Origin of the sequence: Crystallibacter permensis (assembly GCF_025960875.1) — a bacterium.
In the GTDB taxonomy this organism is placed as follows: domain Bacteria; phylum Actinomycetota; class Actinomycetes; order Actinomycetales; family Micrococcaceae; genus Crystallibacter; species Crystallibacter permensis.
Genome location: NZ_JAODLR010000015.1, coordinates 73,510 through 89,575, shown reverse-complemented (window position 1 = coordinate 89,575; position 16,066 = coordinate 73,510). Strand labels below are relative to the sequence as shown.

16 protein-coding genes and 1 pseudogene are annotated in these 16,066 nt (G+C 63.4%); 3 read left to right on the top strand and 14 right to left on the bottom strand.

The features are described 5' to 3' along the window. Positions 1 to 12: 12 nt before the first annotated feature. The 4 genes and pseudogenes from B0G38_RS16315 to B0G38_RS16300 form a co-directional block, all read right to left on the bottom strand. Entirely contained in the window at positions 13 to 567 is a 555-nt protein-coding gene (locus tag B0G38_RS16315) for an SRPBCC family protein (protein ID WP_319801259.1), read from the bottom strand. Then, a pseudogene (locus tag B0G38_RS16310) lies at positions 564 to 1,642 on the bottom strand (IS110 family RNA-guided transposase). Before B0G38_RS16310 ends, B0G38_RS16315 begins: the two are co-directional and overlap by 4 nt. 328 nt (positions 1,643 to 1,970) lie before the next feature. After that, positions 1,971 to 2,456 (bottom strand): SRPBCC family protein, encoded by a 486-nt coding sequence (locus B0G38_RS16305; protein ID WP_264670379.1) that lies wholly within the window; start codon positions 2,454 to 2,456, stop codon positions 1,971 to 1,973. Continuing rightward, complete coding sequence (locus tag B0G38_RS16300; RefSeq protein WP_264670378.1) at positions 2,453 to 2,809, bottom strand: ArsR/SmtB family transcription factor; 357 nt, start codon at positions 2,807 to 2,809, stop codon at positions 2,453 to 2,455. Before B0G38_RS16300 ends, B0G38_RS16305 begins: the two co-directional genes overlap by 4 nt. A gap of 190 nt (positions 2,810 to 2,999) precedes the next feature. On the opposite strand from B0G38_RS16300, the gene B0G38_RS16295 reads away from it, so the two are divergent. Next, on the top strand, positions 3,000 to 4,211 hold the full coding sequence (locus B0G38_RS16295; protein ID WP_264670377.1) for a globin domain-containing protein: 1,212 nt from the start codon (positions 3,000 to 3,002) through the stop codon (positions 4,209 to 4,211). Between the two features lie 117 nt (positions 4,212 to 4,328). Further along, positions 4,329 to 4,565, top strand: coding sequence for a DUF6480 family protein (locus B0G38_RS16290; protein WP_169992009.1), 237 nt, complete (start codon positions 4,329 to 4,331; stop codon positions 4,563 to 4,565). Positions 4,566 to 4,606: 41 nt separating this feature from the next. Here B0G38_RS16290 and B0G38_RS16285 read toward each other — a convergent pair whose 3' ends face one another. The 7 genes from B0G38_RS16285 to B0G38_RS16255 form a co-directional block, all read right to left on the bottom strand. Continuing rightward, positions 4,607 to 5,437: a hypothetical protein gene (locus B0G38_RS16285; protein WP_264670376.1), complete on the bottom strand. Its 831-nt coding sequence runs from the start codon at positions 5,435 to 5,437 to the stop codon at positions 4,607 to 4,609. Beyond that, positions 5,434 to 5,985 (bottom strand): RNA polymerase sigma factor, encoded by a 552-nt coding sequence (locus B0G38_RS16280; protein ID WP_264670375.1) that lies wholly within the window; start codon positions 5,983 to 5,985, stop codon positions 5,434 to 5,436. The genes B0G38_RS16285 and B0G38_RS16280 overlap by 4 nt, the downstream gene beginning before the upstream one ends. A 71-nt stretch (positions 5,986 to 6,056) precedes the next feature. Further along, positions 6,057 to 6,692, bottom strand: a complete 636-nt coding sequence (locus B0G38_RS16275) for a hypothetical protein (protein ID WP_264670374.1) — start codon at positions 6,690 to 6,692, stop codon at positions 6,057 to 6,059. A 292-nt stretch (positions 6,693 to 6,984) separates the two neighbouring features. Further along, positions 6,985 to 7,383, bottom strand: a complete 399-nt coding sequence (locus B0G38_RS16270; RefSeq protein ID WP_264670373.1) for a hypothetical protein — start codon at positions 7,381 to 7,383, stop codon at positions 6,985 to 6,987. A 223-nt stretch (positions 7,384 to 7,606) separates the two neighbouring features. Next, positions 7,607 to 7,933: a hypothetical protein gene (locus B0G38_RS16265; RefSeq protein WP_264670372.1), complete on the bottom strand. Its 327-nt coding sequence runs from the start codon at positions 7,931 to 7,933 to the stop codon at positions 7,607 to 7,609. Further along, on the bottom strand, positions 7,930 to 8,298 hold the full coding sequence (locus tag B0G38_RS16260; protein WP_264670371.1) for a GNAT family N-acetyltransferase: 369 nt from the start codon (positions 8,296 to 8,298) through the stop codon (positions 7,930 to 7,932). Before B0G38_RS16260 ends, B0G38_RS16265 begins: the two co-directional genes overlap by 4 nt. Positions 8,299 to 8,501: 203 nt before the next feature. Then, positions 8,502 to 9,215, bottom strand: coding sequence for a TetR/AcrR family transcriptional regulator C-terminal domain-containing protein (locus B0G38_RS16255; RefSeq protein WP_264670370.1), 714 nt, complete (start codon positions 9,213 to 9,215; stop codon positions 8,502 to 8,504). A 247-nt stretch (positions 9,216 to 9,462) separates the two neighbouring features. On the opposite strand from B0G38_RS16255, the gene B0G38_RS16250 reads away from it, so the two are divergent. Next, the gene (locus B0G38_RS16250) at positions 9,463 to 9,702 is read left to right on the top strand and encodes a hypothetical protein (protein WP_264670369.1); all 240 of its coding nucleotides are present in this window, start codon (positions 9,463 to 9,465) and stop codon (positions 9,700 to 9,702) included. A 144-nt stretch (positions 9,703 to 9,846) separates the two neighbouring features. Here B0G38_RS16250 and B0G38_RS16245 read toward each other — a convergent pair whose 3' ends face one another. From B0G38_RS16245 to B0G38_RS16235, 3 genes are all read right to left on the bottom strand, one after another. Next, a complete protein-coding gene (locus B0G38_RS16245; protein ID WP_264670368.1) occupies positions 9,847 to 11,256 on the bottom strand; it encodes an NAD(P)-binding domain-containing protein in 1,410 nt (469 codons plus the stop codon). A 379-nt stretch (positions 11,257 to 11,635) separates the two neighbouring features. Then, positions 11,636 to 13,273: a ribosomal protection-like ABC-F family protein gene (gene abc-f, locus B0G38_RS16240; RefSeq protein ID WP_264670367.1), complete on the bottom strand. Its 1,638-nt coding sequence runs from the start codon at positions 13,271 to 13,273 to the stop codon at positions 11,636 to 11,638. Positions 13,274 to 13,381: 108 nt separating this feature from the next. Continuing rightward, positions 13,382 to 15,844 carry a penicillin acylase family protein gene (locus B0G38_RS16235; protein ID WP_264670366.1) on the bottom strand — a complete coding sequence of 821 codons (2,463 nt, stop codon included), beginning with the start codon at positions 15,842 to 15,844 and terminating at the stop codon, positions 13,382 to 13,384. Positions 15,845 to 16,066 lie beyond the last annotated feature (222 nt).

Sequence of the window (16,066 nt, the reverse complement as noted above, 5' to 3'; positions counted from 1 at the left end):
GTGGCGGTGGGATCAGGCGGCCCGAACCCCGGCGAGTACTTCCTCGAGCCGATCGTAACCTTCGGAGATGCCCCTTTCCATCCCATCGGTCAGATAGCGGTCGCGCGAAGCCAGATCAGGGAAGACGGAGCGCCCGGTCAACCGGGACCGTCCGCAGGGCAGATCCTCCAATGCTGTGTACTCCAGGGTGACAACGTCGGGGTAACCCTCGTACTCGAAAGTGTTGAGAATGAACTCGTGTTCGCGAACATTATGGAAGATGCCGCGGAAGGCATGCTCGACGCCGTCGCCGCGGTGCTGGACGAAGCGGAACTGTCCGCCGCTCCGGCAGTCATGCTCCTCGATCCGGGTGGTCAGGTCGCGCGGGCCGATCCACTGCCGGTACAGCTCCGGATCGGCATGGGCACGGAAGACCTCGGCAGCCGGGTAGTCGAACTCGCGCTCGTACTCGCTGTACGGCAGACTTTCCGGATTGTTGAGCTTAAGTACGTTGGCCATCATGTCCTCCCAGTGCTTGGTGAGGTGCCCGCTCAAGGCGGGCACCGCCGACTCTTCTATGTCTGTCAAGCGGTACTCGTGGTGGTGCAAGATACATTGAGCGTGCGGTGTACGCGTCGGGCCAGATAGCGTTTGATGCATCGGCGGATTTCCCTGTCAGTGCGGCCTTCTGCTCGCCGCTTTTCGACGTATTTCCGGGTCTCCGGATCGTGGGTCATTTTGGTCACTGCGACCATGTGGAGGGCGCGGTTCAGGCTTCTGTCTCCGCCTCGGTTCAGGCGGTGCCGGACGGTGTTGCCTGAGGAAGCGGGGATGGGATTCACACCGGCCAATGAGGCATAGGCCGCCTCATTCCGAACCCGTCCTTGATGGGACCAGGCGGTGAGGCAGGTCGCTGCAGTGACGGACCCAAAGCCCTTTTCCTGCAACAGGGGCGCGGCCTCGCTGATCTGCACCAGCTCGGTCAGTTGTTTCTCGTTGGCTTTGAGCTGTTCATCCAGTTCGAGGACACGTTTGGCCAGACGTATCGCCTCGGTCCGGGCGATGGTTAGGGAGAGCTCCTCCTCGCGCGCACGCCACCGCGACACCTCAGTGATCTGAGTTGTTGAGAGGGCCCTCCGGGCATCCAATCCCAGATCATGGGTGCGCAGCAGTGCGGTGAGCGCGTTGACCGAGCGGGTGCGCTCGGTGCTCATGGCGTCGCGGGCCGTGACCAGGATCCGCAAGGCTTGGCGCACCCCGTCGTTCAGCCTCGGGCGGCGCAGCTTTTCCTGCGGCAGCGGCAGCGCGGCCGCAGCGATGTGGTGCGCATCAAGGGCATCGGACTTACCAACGCCGCGGCGCTTCTTCGCATCCATCCGCGGTGCTTCGGCCACCGGACAGCCCTCGGCGGCGACAGTACCGGCCAGGACGGCCCCGTACGATGCGGCGCCTTCGATCACCCAGAGCGTGTCCGCGTCGGCGTTGGTGCGGCGGGCGACCCAGGCAATGGCCCTGTTGATGCCAGCACCAGTGGTCGGAAAAGCCTGGGTGTCGATCAGCTCGCCGGTTTTGGCGGCGAGGATTGCGTAAACGTGGTTACGGGCGTGCGTGTCGACGCCCACGACAAACGGTGGGAATGCGCGACGATAGAAATAGCGGTCACGGCACCTTTCCTCAGTGATGAACAGGTCAGGCCGCTGTCGGCCGGTACCAGTCCGGGTAGGAATCACATCGGAACAGCACTGTGACGGGTCACACGCCTCAAGGCGCGGACAATCTTCTGATCAAGCTACCGAGGTGGGCCGGACAGGTCCGGCCGGCCCCCGCCACGGATGGACAAGTCGGCGGCAAGACACTTCATGGTCAGCATACTTTCGAGTCACATCCATGGCGGCGGATCGGCCAGTACCCATCCTGCCAGCCAGTCCCAGACCAGCTAAAACAAGACTCACAGTCGTACTTTGTTTGTGCAGGTGGAATCAGCGCTGGAGTTAGGCCGCCCGGGCGCCGGTGAGCAGTTCGTCGAGCCGCTCGTAGCCCTCGGTCATGCCGCCCTCCATGCCGGATTGGGCCATGCCGTCGCGGGCCTCCTGGCTGGGGTAGACGGAGTGGCCGATCAGCTTGCAGCGGCCGCCGCCGAGGTCCTCGAACGTCATGAACTCGATGCTGACCACATCCGGGTAGCCGCCGAACTCGAAGGTCTGGACAGCGAACTCGTTCTCGCGGACCGTGTGGAAGACGCCGGAGAAGGAGTAGGGGACGCCATCCGGGCCGGTGTGGAGGTAGCTGTAGCTGCCGCCGGTGCGGAAATCGTAATGGTCGATGTCCATTTTCATGCCGCGCGGGCCGAGCCACTGCTTGATCAGCTCCGGGTCCTTGTGCGCGCGGAAGACGTCCGCTACCGGGTAGTCGAATTCGCGCTCGTAATCGATGAACGGCACGCCTTCGGGGACGGTGAGTTTCAGTGCGTTGCTCATGATGGATCCTTGGTGATGTTGGTTTTTGCCTGGGATTGGAGCACGGCGTCGAGGTTGCGGAACTGCCCCTCGCGGACCAGTCGGTACTGGTCGATCCACGCGGTGAGCGCTTCCAACCGTGCGGGATTCAGGTGGACGGGCCGGCGCTGGGCGTCGCGGGTGCGCGTGACCAGTTGCGCCTGCTCGAGGACCTGGATGTGCTTCGAGACCGCCTGCTTGGTGATTTCGAAGGGCTCCGCCAGTTCATTGACGGTGGCCGGACCGCGGCTGAGCCGGGCTATGATGCGGCGGCGGGCCGGATCGGCGAGGGCCAGGAAGGCCTTGTCGAGGAGGCTGTCGTCGCTGCGGTCCATGGCTTAGTCAACTTCTTTATTTATCAACCTATTGGTTGTTAACAACCTACGCCTGCGCGACTGGAAGATCAAGAGGTAAGGCAGTGGAAATATGAAGGGATGCCTCATGCACCTATGGGCTGGTTTTCTTGCTGGAACCGGAGAAGGGTGATGACTGTTGGGGGCATAGGCAACCGGAAGGATTTGGAAAATGTTGTCCGATACGTCCACGCCCATCATTAAAGCGACCCTGCCAGTAGTGGGAGACAATATCCAGGAAATTGCCCAGCGGTTCTACCGGCATATGTTCGATGAACGGCCGGATCTGTTGGACGGGCTGTTCAACCGGGGGAACCAGGCGGACGGCAAGCAACAGCAGGCGCTGGCCGGATCTATTGCGGCCTTTGCCACCACGCTGATCGAGAAGCCGGATGATCTGCCGGACCATTTGCTGTCGCGCATCGCGCATAAGCACGTCTCGCTGGGCCTGGAGGCAGGGCAGTATCAGATAGTCCATGACCACCTGATGTGGGCCATAGGTGACGTCCTGGGAGACGCAGTCACTCCTCCGGTCGCTGCAGCCTGGGACGAGGTGTACTGGCTGATGGCAAACATGCTGATCAACAAGGAACGTGGACTTTACGACGCCGTCCACCTGAAGCCAGACGAAGTCTGGCGGACGTGGCGCGTGGCGGAGCGTATCCAGGAGACACCGGACGTGGTGACCTTAGTTGTAGAGCGCACCGATGAGCGGGAGGTTAAGCCGTCGCTGCCGGGCCAGTACGTCACGGTCAAGGCGCTGATGCCCGATGGCGTCCACCAGCCGCGGCAATACAGCTTAACCAGGGCCGATGACGGCCAGCACCGGCAGTTCTCCGTCAAGCGCGTGCATGAAGGCGGCGGAAAGCCGGACGGAGAGGTTTCGACCCTGCTGCATAACGAGGTGCAGGTGGGCGATGAAGTAGTTCTTTCTGCTCCCTTCGGGGACGTGGTGTTGGAGTATTCGGATCGGCCTATTGTGTTCGCCAGTGCGGGGATAGGCATTACGCCCATGGCGGGAATGCTGTCGCATCTGGTCCAATCCGGGTCGCAGCGAACGGTGGAACTGCTGCACGCGGATCATTCCGAAGAGACGTTCGCGCTGCACGGGCAGGTTGCGGCGGACCTGGCAAAACTACCGTTCGCCTCAATGGCCACATGGTACGAGAAGCCCAACGAGCGTACCCAGTCGGTGGAAGGTGTCAAGGTCGGATATATGGACTTGACCGACACCGAGCTGCCGGCCGACGCCGAATATTATCTGTGCGGACCGCTGGTCTTTATGAAAGTGGTGCGCAGCGCGCTCATTGCCCGCGGCGTCCCAGCCAGGGACATCCAGTACGAAGTGTTCGGCCCGGACCTCTGGCTGGCCGACTTCGAATAAGCCGTCCCCGCCAAGGGTGGTCGGCCATGTCACGAGTTGTGATAGACAGCCTGCTTATTACCTGTCTACTGTTGCAATCAGCAGGTTCACGGTTTGTTCTTGCAAGGAGGCACGACGATGTCCAGTTCCAACCCGGATCCGGCTGAAGACCACATCACGGGACTTGAGCCCGGGGGCGGCGTCCCGCCGGGGGAAACGCCGCCGGCAGAGGCACAAACGAATCTGACCCAAGGTCACGCAGAAGGCGGGCCCAGGAGATGGGTGCCGTGGCTTTGGCTCGGCATTATTGGCCTATCGGCCCTCATCATGGCACTGCTGTTCCTGGTCTATGCGGGCGTGCTGGCCTTCTCCTGATCGATGAACCTTGAGCACGACGGCGGACCCCGGCCGTTGATTTAGTTGCTGCCATCCACTGCCGATTCGGGGAGGACCGGAACGTCAGGGATCGCGGCGGGATCGGTTTTCTGCGGGGCGGCCGGTCGCTCCGGAACCGCAGGCAGGGGCAGTTTGTTTTCGCCGGGCCGGTCGTCGAGGTCCTTGGGCAGGACCTTATCGCCGGGCACCTCGGGCATTGGCAGGACCGGCTGGGCGTCGTTTTGGGTACTCCTGCGATCAAGCAGCGGCGCGCCCTCGCGGCGGGTGGCGCCTTCCTGCTTCCCGGAAGGGGCCGGACCGGACCGGGACGTGCCGGGGCCACCGGTTCCGGGTTCACCGGGCTCACGGGGTTTGACGGATTCACTGGAATCGGAGTTGGCGTCGGCGGAACCTGAGTTGCGTTCCCCGGGTGCCCGTTGTTCTTTACCGGTGTCCTCATCCGTGCCCTTGCTACCGTCCTGGCCGGGGTTCAACACGGTGGTTTGCTGCACGGGCGAGCCGCCGTCGTCGTTGTTGAAGAAAGAGGCAACCTGCTGGACTGTCTGGTCCGCGGCGCTGCGGAACTCGGGGCTCGCGGCAGCGACGCCGGTTACGCCGAGCCCGGTGGCGGCGGCTACCGCGACGCCGATCATGGCACCCTTGGCTCCCCGGGCTGCCCGGCGCCGCGGCCGCAGGGGAGTGACCTTCGGCGACAGAAAGGCGGCCAGCTCGGTGGAAGGAGGGGCGGCCTGGGCCGAGCCGGCGGCGCGCAGCTCCAGCAGCGCGTCGTGCAGCGTGTCCGAGGAGGGCACATCCGATTCGTCGAGCAGCTGCCGGAGGAATTCTTCGTCGGTGGACGCATCGGTCTTCATACCAGTGCCTCCTTCCTTTCAACCAGTGTCTTGAGTTTCAGCAGGCCGCGGCGTTGCAGCTGCTTGATGGATCCGGTGGATTTGCCCATGATTTCGGCGACCTGCTCCAGGGAGAGGTCGGCCACGATCCGCAGGAGCAGGACTTCGCGCTGGTCCGGGGGCAATTCCTGCAGCTTCTCCTCGACGGTGCTGCCGCCCAAGGCTTCCAGCGCCACGGTTTCGGCTGAGTCCGAGGTGCGGACGTCGGTTTCCGGGTCGTAGTCGGAAACGTAGGGCTGGCGGGCACGTTTACGGACTTCGTCGACGTAACGCGCGTGCGCAACTGAAAAGGCAAAGGTGCGCAGGCCCTGGTAGCCGCCGCGGACCGTGCCGATGCGGGAGAAAACGGTAAGGAAGACCTCCTGCGCCGATCCTTCCGCATCCTCCATGCCCCGGGCTTTCAGGTAGCCGGATATGCCGGGTGCAAGGGTGTAATAGATCTGGCTGAAGGCTTCCGCGTCGCCGGACTGCGCAGCTGACAGAACGTCATCTGGGAGCGCTTGGGGCAAGGGGTGTCCTTCGATCCTGGGCAGGGGTGCGGCGCCACCAGTGTAGCCGCCGCACCTCCGCCGCCCGGAATCTACTTGCCGGCTTCGGCCTGGCCGGAAATGGCTACGCCGGCTCCAGCACCTGCGTCAACGCCCTTTTCCGAGGCGTCGGCGGAAGCCTCGCCGCGGGCATCAATGTGTGCCTGCGCCTGGCCGTTGGTGGCCGGAACCTCCGGCGTGGCCGGAATGGCAGGAACGGCGGGAACATCTGCGCCATCGATGCCGGGAACCGCGGGAGTCGCAGGAACAGCCGGATTCACGACGGCGCCGTTGTCGGCTTCCGCGTTCACGTTCACCTTCGCGTCGGCCTCCACATCGGCATCAATGTCGGCGTCGACATTGGCGTCCGCCCGGCCTTCATCGTTGACGTCGGCGTCGGCGTCAACAGCGGCGTCGGCGTCTGCTTCAACGTTGGCCTCGGCCTCAGCCTTTGCGTCACCGGTGGCGGGCACGGCGGGCGTTGCCGGAACAGCCGGAACCGCACCTTCGACGCCGTCCGTCGGAACCGCGGGAGTGGCGGGCACAGCCGGAGTGGTGACTGCAGTCGTGTCGGCAGCAGCGGTCAGGGCCGGAGCTGCAACGGCTGCACCCGCACCGCCGACGGCGATGATGGCGGCCAGTGCGGCGCCCTTGGCAGGAAGGCTCAGGGTGCGGAAGCGGTTGGTCATGAATCTCCTCATACTCGTCTAGAAGGCTCCGGCGCTGCGGAAAGAAATGCTGCGGCGGTGCCCGTACACCCAACTAATCGAATGCGGGAGCCGAAAGGTTACGCCTGCCCTGAAATTCTTTCGGCCGGTCCGGAAATGCGGCACCTAGCGGTTGACCGGAGCCGAGAAAAACCAGGGGACGCCCGCGTCCGGACGTCCCCTGGTTTGCTTCAGTTGGTTCTTAGTTATGTAGGAAGCCGGCGTTCCGGACTGCGGGCCTTCCGCTGCAGTAGCGACCACTAGCCGCGCCTGGCTAGCACCTGACCTGCAATGTCCTGCTCGAGTCCCAGTCGTCCTTGTAGCTGTAGGAGTGCGCCTGATATGTCTTGCCGCACGGCAGCTTCTTGCCGGACCACTCGAAGTTGCCGTTGTGGGTGGGCAAGTGCTTATGCGCGACTACGTAGTTCTTACCGTTCTTATTGATCCTGACGACCTTCACGTAGACCTTCTTGGCCTTGTAACCCTCGCCCTTGACTACGAACTTTCCGTTGTACCTGAGGTCCAGATCCGCCGCGTAGCTGGCGTTTGGAGCGGCAGAGACCGAACTCGGTGCTGCAGCGGTTGCCGGGGCCGAGAGACCTAGACCGGCGAGCAAGCCGAGAAGGGTTCCGGCGACTAGGACAAGCAGTTGCCAAGTGCGTGGTTTTTTCATGATCACTTCGTTCTTTCGCGAATACCGGTAGTACTGCGAGTTGGACTCCAGCCTTCTTTGGCTGAACCTCCGCCGAGGGTATGGCAAACAATAAGCTGCCCTATGGGACGGAAACAGCCCAGAATTGGGGGTTGCGAGATTCCCAAATCTGGGTCTTGCCCACGGAGCGGCCGACTCTGGCAGGCAACGTGTGGCGACCGTGTTGTGGACGGCGAGATGCGGATCAGGCAGCCAATGCGAGGCTCGACGGCGCCTGTGCTGGAGCTGCCGAAGCGCTGACACTGAGCCGGCATTCCGACTGGCCGGGGTCAATTCTTGAGGGCAATTGGCGCGCCTCGGCATACTGCAAGAGCTGGTCCATGACTTCCGGCAGGACCGTCGCCCGTTTCAGGTCGAGGACAATGTCCAGACCGGGCATGATGGCGTTCGTTCGTTTGGCCACGACGTAAAGTGCCTGGACGTTTCGGGCGTCCACTGAGCCTCTGATTTCGATGCGCGCATGCGAGCATTCCAGGTCCATCTGGACGAGGGCCTTCAATCTGCCGCTCACCGGGCACCTGCCTCTGCCATCTCGCGCTGCGTCGAAGGCCAAACGGGCAGCTGTTCTTCCACTGGCTTGCGGAAGTTCTCGCGGTCAGCCTCGGGGACCAGATTGAAATAAACGGGATGGGCGAAAATTTGCTTGCGGACTTCATGGCAGAAGGGCAGGACCTCAAGCCGGCGGCGATGCGCATCGGCCAGGGCCTTCCGGATCAGGCCGGTTCCCAGGCCCTGGCCTCGGTGGGTATCGTCCACGGCGGTATGAAGAAGCCACAGCTGATCACCTTGCATCTGATAGTGCAACGATCCCGCTACCGCTCCATCGATGTAGGCATCGAACTGGGACGCTCCAGAGTTATTGTGAATCACGTGCATGCTTCTCTCCTCACTTTTCACTCCGGACTACGGTGGGGCGAACTACGCCGCTTGTAGCGCTGCACACCGGCTTCGCCCGGTCCGGATGTGGCAGCCTCAAGGCTGATGCCCCGAGGCTGCAATCGGATTGGCTTACGATGTAAGCTAAGCATGCTTAGTTATTTCCAGCAAAACGGCGCCGGTCGGACGGCTTGCATCAGGGACTAGTTCTGGAGGGCCTCCAGCCGATCGAGCAGGCTCTCCAGGGCCTCCTCGAATTCCTGTTCTGAACGGTCTTCGGAGAGCCGCTCCTGCAGGCGCTGCAAGAGGGGGTAGTCATCCAAATCCGTGCTCCTCGGCGGCCGGGGCTCGACGTCATCCACCGGTCCCACATCTGCGCCCAAGGCTGCGACTTCCAGGAGCAGGTGGCCCAGCAGGAAACTGCTGAAGGCGCGGTAGGCATCGACGGCGGCCTGATTGGAGAAGCCGGCTGACGTCAGCGCTTTGAGGAAGGATTCGACCCAGCGCAGGCTGCGAAGGGGCGGGCGCACCCAAGGTGCCTCGGTTGGCCGGGTAGCGATCAGGGGGAATACCTGGGGGTGCGCCAGCGCCAGCCGGCGCAGTCCGTGGGCCAACCGCAGGAGGTAATCCTGCCAGCCGTGACGTGGCTCGGCGTAGACCTCCGGGTCTTGGTAGAGCTCGTCAATGACGACTTCGACGATGCCGTCCAGCAGGTTTTCCCGGGACGGAATGTAGCGGTAAAGGGACATCGCTTCGACGCCCAACTCGGTTCCAAGCCGACGCATGGTTAAGTGGCGCGGGCCGAACTGTTCAATAAATTCAGCGCCGGCCTCGAGAATGCGCTGGCGGTCCAACCGGGGTTTCTCCGCGGTGGATTTCCCCCTGTCCCCGCTAGCGCGCCTTTCGGGTTCGGACATCGATCGCTCCCTCCATGCGTTCTCCCCACCCTACGCCGCGGGAAACAGCTTCGTCACGTGGTGGGGGCGGAGGGCTCTTCGTTCGTGGGCTGGGCGCAGGAGGAGAGTTCGCGTGCGGCTGAAAGGGTTATCCTTCGGAAGGCTTACATTGTAAGCTGGGCGGAGGCAGCGTCCGCCGGCGGCTGTCCGGCACGCCCAGTTGGGTTCCGACCCGACGTCTGCCCGGACCGACTGATTGGATGAGTAAATGATGGACGATGAGTTGAAGCAGGTATGGGCCGCCTCGGCGGCGCTGGAAACACTTCAGGTTGAAATGGACCAGGCTCAGGTTTCCCTGGAGGAGGCCATCGACGAGGCAGCCAAGGCGGGAGCAGATCCCGAGGCGATCGACGAGGCCGCGCAGCTGACCTCGTCGGAGCTCACCGAGCCAGTGGAGCTGGCCGAGCCTGCCCAGCCGCAACAGTCTGCCGAGCTGGAACTCAGCTAGCGATTTATCCCTGAACACCTGTTAAACGCGGCACGGCCGTTGCAACTCCCAACGGATTGAGTTGCAACGACCGTCTGAACCGAAGCTCCCAAGGGGAGCCCCGCCGTCGTGCTTTGATCGACCGGTTTTTGACCGGAGCGTGCGTTACTTGGAGGCGAGCTGCTCGTCATCGCGAGTGAGCGCTGTCAGCGTGCCGGTGTCCACGTCCTGGGACGGGCCGTTGAGGTAGCGCTGCAGGCTATCGTCCATGGCATTGATCCAGCGGGTGTGGTGGCGCGTGGCCATGGTGCCGGTGATAACGGAGCGGTGGATGTTGTCGCGGTAGCCGAGGATGTCGTCTTCCTTGTCCTTCATCCACTGCTTGAACAGGGCGGAGACGGTGTCCAGATCGAATGCCGGGTAGTCAGTCAGTGCGATCAGTTCGCGCAGGTAGTCCGTCTGGTAGTCGGCCTCGGCGTCGTGGTCGGGCAGCGCATCCTGGCGCTCCAGCCACGTCTGGATGTCGGCGGCGCGTTCCGCGGCGGCGGGCAGCTCGATCCGGCCGAGCATCACGTCGCGGGCGAACCAAGCCTGCGCATCGAACATGTTGAACGTGTAGTACTGATCCTGCGCGCCGAGGTAGAACAGGTTGGTATTGTCCTGCCAAACCACGCCCTTGTAGAGGTTGCCCGGGTAGAGCACGTTCTTGGACTTCAGCGACAGTTCGGCCGGCAGGAACGCGTACTTGTGCTGGTAGCCGGTGCAAAGCACGACGGCGTCAAACTCGCCGGTGGTGCCGTCGCTGAAGTGGGCAGTGCGGCCTTCGAAACGCGTGACCAGCGGGCGCTCGACGGCGGATTCCGGCCAGTCGAAGCCCATGGGGCCACTGCGGTAGCTGAACGTGACGGACTTGGCGCCCATCTTGTGCGACTGCATGCCGATGTCCTCGGCGGAGTAGCTGCTGCCGATCAGCAGGAGATCCTTGCCGGCGAAACGCTCGGCGCCGCGGAAGTCATGGGCGTGCAGGACTTCGCCGGGGAAGCTGTTGATGCCGTCGAACTGCGGCACGTGGGGGACCGAGAAGTGGCCCACGGAAATCACCAGCTTGTCGAAGACATGGGTCTCGGTCTTCTGGGCGACCAGGTCCTCGACCGTGACCGTGAATTCCTGCGTCTGCTCGTTGTAGGAGACCCAGCGTGCGGTGGTGTTGAAGCGGACGTACTTGCGCACATCGGACTTCTCCACGCGGCCCTTGATGTAGTCGAAGAGGACCTCGCGCGGCGGATAGGAAGAGATCGGGCGGCCGAAGTGCTCGTCGAAGGTGTAGTCCGCGAACTCAAGGCATTCCTTGGGGCCGTTGGACCACAGGTGGCGGTACATGCTGCTGTGCACGGGCTCGCCCGCGGCGTCCAGGCCGGTGCGCCAGCTGCTGTTCCACTGCCCGCCCCAGTCGGACTGCTTTTCAAAGCACACGATTTCCGGGATATCGGCGCCGAGCTGGCGTGCCGATTCGAACGCCCGCAGCTGTGCCATTCCGCTGGGGCCTGCACCAATGATTCCGACTCGCAATTTCATGCATCTCCTCATCCATTGGATCTTGTTTCGTCAGATGCGACGCCCGGAATGACAACGGAACCAGGCGGCCAGGCTGCGCAGAGACGCGTATGCCCGGCGCAACACAGGTTGCGGCGGCAAAACAGTAACAGCGCACTACGCGCTTGGCCCTGTTCATCAATCCCGGTGACGGGAGACGGTCAATCAATCCCGGTGACGGGAGATCGGGGCACTGCAGGTCAGAGGTCCAGGCGGTCAGGCATGAACCAACGATTCCGAGCGGTTCACTGAAGATCCAATAACCACAGCAAACCTACTCCCCAGTACAACATTGCAGGAATTCTAAGTCAAAAGGAGCCGAGGATAAGCGCTGCTTGAGCTTCCCTCCGTCTGCCGGAAATCAGCTGGTCAGAACCTGGCCGTTATCGACTTCCCAGCGGGTGTCCAGCCGGACGTTTTCGAGCAGCCGGCGGTCGTGGGAAACGAGCAGCAGGGCGCCGTCGTAGCTTTCGAGCGCGTCCTCAAGTTGTTCGATGGCCGGCAGGTCCAGATGGTTGGTAGGTTCGTCGAGCACCAGCAGGTTTACCCCGCGCGCCTGCAGCAAAGCGAGGGCGGCACGCGTGCGTTCGCCGGGGGAGAGGGCGCCTACCGGACTGCTCACCTGATCGGCTTTCAAGCCAAACTTCGCCAACAGGGTGCGGACTTCGGCTTGGTTCAGCTGGGGCACCAGCGACTCGAAGGCTTCGCCGAGCGGCTTCGTGTCCGCCAGCTGGCCGCGGGCCTGGTCGATCTCGCCGACCGCGACGCTGGATCCAAGGCTGGCCGCCCCGTCATCGGGGGCAAGATGGCCGAGCAGCAGCTTCAACAAGGTGGACTTGCCTGCGCCGTTGGGGCCGGTGATGCCGATCCGCTCGCCAGCGTTGACCTGCAGGGAAACGGGGCCGAGGGTAAAGCTGTCCCGGTGCACTGTGACTTGGTTCAGGGTGGCCACCACGGAGCTGGAACGCGGGGCGGCGCCGATGCTGAACTGCAGCTGCCACTCCTTGCGCGGCTCGTCGACCTCGTCCAGGCGGGCGATGCGCGATTCCATCTGCCGGACCTTCTGCGCCTGCTTCTCCGAAGATTCCATGCTGGCGCGGCGGCGGATTTTGTCATTGTCCGGGCTCTTCTTCATCGCGTTGCGCACGCCCTGCGAGCTCCATTCGCGCTGCGTCCGCGCCCGCGAGACCAGGTCCGCCTTCTTGTCGGCAAACTCCTCGTACGCCTCGCGGGCATGGCGCTTGGCCACGGCCCGCTCCTCCAGGAAGGCGTCGTAGCCGCCGTCGTACACCGCCACTTTGTTCTGCGCGAGATCGAGCTCAACTACCTTGGTGATGCAGCGGGCCAGGAACTCGCGGTCATGGGAAACCAGTACGACGCCGCCGCGCAGCCCGCGGACAAAGTTCTCCAGCCGTGCCAGTCCGGCAAGGTCCAGATCGTTGGTGGGCTCGTCGAGGAGTACGACGTCGAAGCGGCTCAGCAGGAGGGCGGCGAGGGCCACGCGCGCGGCCTGCCCGCCGGACAGGCCGGTCATGTGGGCGTCGGGCCCGGCTTCCAGATCAAGCTCGGCCAGGACAGCCGGAATGCGGTCCTCCAGATCCGCGGCGCCGGAGGCCATCCAGCGGTCCAGTGCAACGGCATAGGCATCCTCGGCCTGCTTGGTCCCCGATCCGAGGGCCTCGGCAGCGGCTTCCATTTCCTCGGTTGCGGCCGCGGAGCCAGTGCGGCGGCTGATGTAGCCGGCGATGGTTTCGCCGGGAATGCGCTCGTGCTCCTGCGGCAGCCAGCCGATAAACGCATCCGAGGGAGCGGCGCTGACAGTGCCGGCCATGGGCGCGTCCACCCCGGCCAGGAGGCGCAGCAGCGTCGATTTCCCTGCTCCGTTGGCACCAACGACGCCGACAACGTCTCCCGGGGCGACGGTCAGGTTCAGATTGGCAAACAGGGTGCGGTGGCCGTGGCCGCCCGAAAGGTCTTTCGCCACGAGAGTTGCAGTCATTAGTCCATCTTAGAGATGGAACCGCAGACCCACGGCCCCCGGTCCTGCCCTCAAGCAAGAGGCGGCAGGCCACGTGGGTGACCTGCCGCCGTCGTTCTTCCTGCTGTACTACTTCAGGACCGTGGTGCTTTCCAGATTCGCTTCGAGCTGCTGCGGGTACAGGTTCTCGGTCTTGCATTCGAAATCCGCATACATCTGTAGCTGGTCCGCATAGTGCTCGGACTTGGTGCCGTCGGGAGCGATGAAGGCGCTCTGCCCCGGCGGCGCGACCGTGCACATGCTGGCCTCTGAACCGAAGAGCGAGACGATGTCGTTCTGCGTGCCGCGGTTCATGTAATCGGGACCGGTCAGGTTTTCTTCCGCATTCGACTGCGGGACCCCAATGAAGTTCTTGTAGGAGAACTCATGCTGCGGTGTCGGCACGCTCCACGCGGAGCGGTCCGCGCCCTGCTCTGCGGCCAGCTCGGCCAGCGCCTGGCGGTAGGTGTCCAGCAGCACCTGCTTCTTGTCGTCGCCGCTGAAGAAGTCGACGCTTTGCTCGACGCCGGCGTCCTCACCCAGCAGTGCGTTGTAGACGAGTTTGCTGCCGTTGGCGGGCCGTGCCAGACCGGTGCCCTGTGCGTAGTTCTCGAACACCGACGCCGGAAGGTCGTCCTTGAGCACGGTTTCGAACAGGATGGGCAACCAGGTATCCATGATCGCTGCCTGCGGCCCATCCAGATCGCCGTCGCCGTCCCCGTCGCGCCGCTGGCCGTCCCACTCGGTGAGCAGCCGGACATCCTGCGCCAAGGAATCCTTGGCCGGAAGCGTCTTAACGGCCTCCTCAAGGAACGGGCGGAAGTAGCGGATATTCAGGTCCGCGAAGGACGTTTCCTCGTTGATGTCCCAAATCTCGTCGGTGGTGAACTTCTGCTTCTCCTCCAGCCGTTCGATGATCTCGTTCACCCGATCCACAGGGGACCAGTTGCCGGAGCCCGCGTTAAACCCGGCGGCCGACTGGTTGTTCCAGTTGACGATGTAGCCCTGCTTGGGGTTGTAGACCTTGGGGTTCTCGGAGAAGGGGCGGATGCCTTCCCACTCCATGGAGCCATCGCCGACGGCCGGCAGCCGCGGGTCGTGGCCTTCGGCGCGGACCGGCAGCTTTCCGGGGGAGACGTAGCCGATGTTGCCTTCCTTGTCGGCGTAGTACCAGTTGATAGTGATGCCGACCTTCTCGGCCTGCTCCAGGTACTCCTCCCAGTTCTGCGCCTTCATGATCTTGATCCAGGCCATGAACGACTGGATTTCCGTACCGGCCCAGCTGCGCTTCTTCGAGTAGGCGGTGTTGTTCGCTGCGTCGAAGCTGGTGACGTAGCCGTGCACGGTGGAGTAGACCTGATGCTCGAGAGGTTCCTGTCCGGCGACCTCGATCTTTTCGGTGCGCACGTCCATGGGGCGCCACTCGCCGTCGTACCGGTACTCTTGCGGGTTCTCCGGGTTGAGCTGTTCCTGATAGACATCGTTGACATCAAGCGGCCCCGCCGTGGATCCCCAGCTGATGTCCTTGTTAGTGCCAAACAGGATGGTGGGGTGTGCAAACGGGGTGTTGCCGGTGACGTCGAACCCGGCTCCATGCAGGCCGATACCGTAGACATACGAGGGATTGAACCAGGAGAATTGCGGGCCGTTCAGGAGGACGGAGCCCTTCTCCTTGGACTTCTTATCGCCCACGATCCAAAGGTTGCTGGCTTCTGGCTTGACCGCGGGCCAGTCACCGCCGCCGAACTGTTTCATGGAAGCCAGCCCAGTGTCCCTCAGATCCGGGGAGACCTTGGCAAGATCGGACAGTTGGGAGGGGCTGTCCACGGCCAGTTTATTCGGGTGCTTCTTGTCCTCGCGGGGAACCGTGGTCGGCGCCGTCGGATCTTCGGTCCACTGCAACTGGTCGAACAGCAGCTGTCCCTGCTCCGCGCCGTACTCCGAGGTGAGCTGCTGGAGGACCTGCAGGTTGGACAGCTCCCCGGCACTGTCCGAGAAGCGGTTGGCCATGGTGCCAACCCAGATCATGGCGACGTCGTAGCCGCTCCAGGTGGTGGGCTCGAAGCCATAGTCGGTGAACTGCTTCGGCAGCAGCTCCTCCTGGTTCGCCATGACCTCGCCGACGCGCTCGTTGAAGCCGGCGGCGTAGCCCTCGAGGATGTCACGGTCTTCCTGCGGCAGAGCCTCGATCTGCGCCTTGATGGCCTCAGGATCGAAGGAAGCGCGGGAACGCTTGTCAATCTCCACGTAGTCCGGGCCGAGCACCTCGGCGGAGGTCCCCAGGACGGCCCGCTTGGCCATTTCCAGCTGGAACATCCGGTCCTCTGCGACGGCGTAACCGTAGCCATAGAAAAGGTCGCGCGTGGTGTCCGCGTAAACATGGGGGACGCCGTAGCTGTCCCGTTTGATAGTTGCCTTTCCTGCTTCGGACACCTGTGCGTTGACCTGTGCTGCCGCTGGTTCCTGGGCTACGGCGCCTGGAGCGGCGACCCCGGCAACCAGGCCGGTTGAAAGGATTAAGGAAAGTGCCGCTAAGGCGGACTTCTTCTTCATTGGACTCCTCATCGAATCTAATGGAGCACGCCTCAAGGCGCGGCGGGGGAGGGAGGGGAGGCGCCGGCACGGCGGGCTTATGGCGCGCAGGGCCGGCGGAGCCGCGGCAGGGCGGGGATGGCTTCCCGCCGCGGGCGTACCTAGTGTTGCGACGAAAAGATCCGATGGCAAGCTAACTGGTCTTAATTCCTGACCGGCCGTTCACTTGGACGGATGACCTTG

Excerpts from the sequence above, each read along its gene's own strand:
- B0G38_RS16260 (WP_264670371.1), bottom strand. The coding sequence starts at position 8,298 with ATGCACGTGATTCACAATAACTCTGGAGCGTCCCAGTTCGATGCCTAC.
- B0G38_RS16255 (WP_264670370.1), bottom strand. The coding sequence starts at position 9,215 with ATGTCCGAACCCGAAAGGCGCGCTAGCGGGGACAGGGGGAAATCCACC.
- B0G38_RS16300 (WP_264670378.1), bottom strand. The coding sequence starts at position 2,809 with ATGGACCGCAGCGACGACAGCCTCCTCGACAAGGCCTTCCTGGCCCTC.
- B0G38_RS16235 (WP_264670366.1), bottom strand. The coding sequence starts at position 15,844 with ATGAAGAAGAAGTCCGCCTTAGCGGCACTTTCCTTAATCCTTTCAACC.
- B0G38_RS16275 (WP_264670374.1), bottom strand. The coding sequence starts at position 6,692 with ATGACCAACCGCTTCCGCACCCTGAGCCTTCCTGCCAAGGGCGCCGCA.
- B0G38_RS16290 (WP_169992009.1), top strand. The coding sequence starts at position 4,329 with ATGTCCAGTTCCAACCCGGATCCGGCTGAAGACCACATCACGGGACTT.
- B0G38_RS16250 (WP_264670369.1), top strand. The coding sequence starts at position 9,463 with ATGATGGACGATGAGTTGAAGCAGGTATGGGCCGCCTCGGCGGCGCTG.
- B0G38_RS16270 (WP_264670373.1), bottom strand. The coding sequence starts at position 7,383 with ATGAAAAAACCACGCACTTGGCAACTGCTTGTCCTAGTCGCCGGAACC.
- B0G38_RS16245 (WP_264670368.1), bottom strand. The coding sequence starts at position 11,256 with ATGAAATTGCGAGTCGGAATCATTGGTGCAGGCCCCAGCGGAATGGCA.
- B0G38_RS16285 (WP_264670376.1), bottom strand. The coding sequence starts at position 5,437 with ATGAAGACCGATGCGTCCACCGACGAAGAATTCCTCCGGCAGCTGCTC.
- B0G38_RS16305 (WP_264670379.1), bottom strand. The coding sequence starts at position 2,456 with ATGAGCAACGCACTGAAACTCACCGTCCCCGAAGGCGTGCCGTTCATC.
- abc-f (WP_264670367.1), bottom strand. The coding sequence starts at position 13,273 with ATGACTGCAACTCTCGTGGCGAAAGACCTTTCGGGCGGCCACGGCCAC.
- B0G38_RS16295 (WP_264670377.1), top strand. The coding sequence starts at position 3,000 with ATGTTGTCCGATACGTCCACGCCCATCATTAAAGCGACCCTGCCAGTA.